The organism is Vibrio sp. 03_296, assembly GCF_002265885.1.
In genome coordinates, this window is sequence record NZ_NPKW01000577.1 from 1 (window position 1) to 1,349 (window position 1,349).

3 pseudogenes are annotated in these 1,349 nt (G+C 42.1%); 1 reads left to right on the forward strand and 2 read right to left on the reverse strand.

What is annotated here, in order from left to right:
- Positions 1–106: 106 nt before the first annotated feature.
- Together uspB and ftnA are read right to left on the reverse strand one after the other, a co-directional pair.
- Positions 107–430: pseudogene (uspB, locus tag CIK04_RS26290) on the reverse strand (universal stress protein UspB).
- A gap of 82 nt (positions 431–512) precedes the next feature.
- Positions 513–1,048 (reverse strand): annotated as a pseudogene (gene ftnA, locus CIK04_RS26295) (non-heme ferritin).
- A gap of 164 nt (positions 1,049–1,212) precedes the next feature.
- On the opposite strand from ftnA, the pseudogene CIK04_RS26300 reads away from it, so the two are divergent.
- A pseudogene (locus CIK04_RS26300) lies at positions 1,213–1,349 on the forward strand (universal stress protein); the annotation flags it as partial.

Below are 1,349 nucleotides of genomic sequence, written 5' to 3' on the forward strand. Positions count from 1 at the left end.
CATGCATGGAAAATCTCTCCTGACATAAAAAAGGATGTGTCAGTTGGCACATCCTTACTTTTCGCCGCTATTCTAACGGCAAAGTGGGTTATTTTCCAAGCACTGGCTACAGAAGAAATGCAGCCAACAAAGTCACACCGGTCAAGCTTACACTCAGTACGAATAACTCTCTTACCCGATCGCATTTCCCAGTAAAAACTTCATCGTGATGATGGTGATACTCTTTGCTTTTCAGATAGTGGTAGAGTCGCACCTGTTTGGTGACATTGCCATGAGTGGTAAAAATCCATTACCATCCACTTTGTTGATATAACAGCGGATGCGCTTCACGCATAATGTAAATCAGTGAACGAAGAGCTGTGAGATAACGAGCGAGGTTAACCCCCGTCACCACCATAAGCGCAAACAGGATAATATCTCCATTAATCATCTTTCCTCCTACATCTTCATCAATGCTCAAGAGAAAAGACGACCAACGTCTTTCTAACCCGCTAGCGGAAACTGGCTGTCCGTTAAGCAGCTGGAGCATCCATGATTGAAGATGAACCTTCTTTCGCCATTTGTGCCAGATCTTTTATCGATGAAGAACAAAGCTTTACCATTCTTCACCTAACCAAATGTTCAAATCTTTTGTCCAAAATCCCTTTGAACAATTTTTCTTCTTCGTGCTGCTCTGCGACATACCACTGCAGGAAGYTAWAACGTTGAATAATCCTGGCTAGTAAACGCGCCATGAGCGAGCTTATTAATCTGCTGAGTGATCATTTGTTCATGTTCATATGTTTCGCGGAACACTTCACCCAAGCTTGCAAAWCATGTTTGGTGCTGCAATCGCGCCTAAAATCGGTAATGCACCCGTCTCGCTGACGTAAGTGAACAGGCGTTGCATGTGTTGCATCTCTTCCACAGCGTGCACTCTTAAAAACTGTGCTGCGCCATCAAATCCTTTATCTTCACACCAAGCACTCATTTGTAAGTATAGATTGGATGAGAAAAATTCCAGATTAATTTGCGCATTCAATTGTTCGACCATAGTCTGAGACAGCATGAGGACTCCTGATTGTTTGTATCCGTTTGTAGCTACTATACCACGAAAATTTCGATAACTCTTTGTTACATGGAATTGGATCTGAGATCCCTTTGGCAAAAAACTATTCACCTAAGTGCTATGTTTAACTATACCCACGAGGAAATGATAAAGGAGAGCACACCATGAGTTATCAACACATATTAGTCGCTGTTGATCTTTCTGACGACAGCAAGCTATTGATCGATAAAGCCGTTTCTTTAGCAAAAGCTTTAGAAGCGAAAGTATCCTTTATCCATAATCGATGTGAATTATGCCGAGC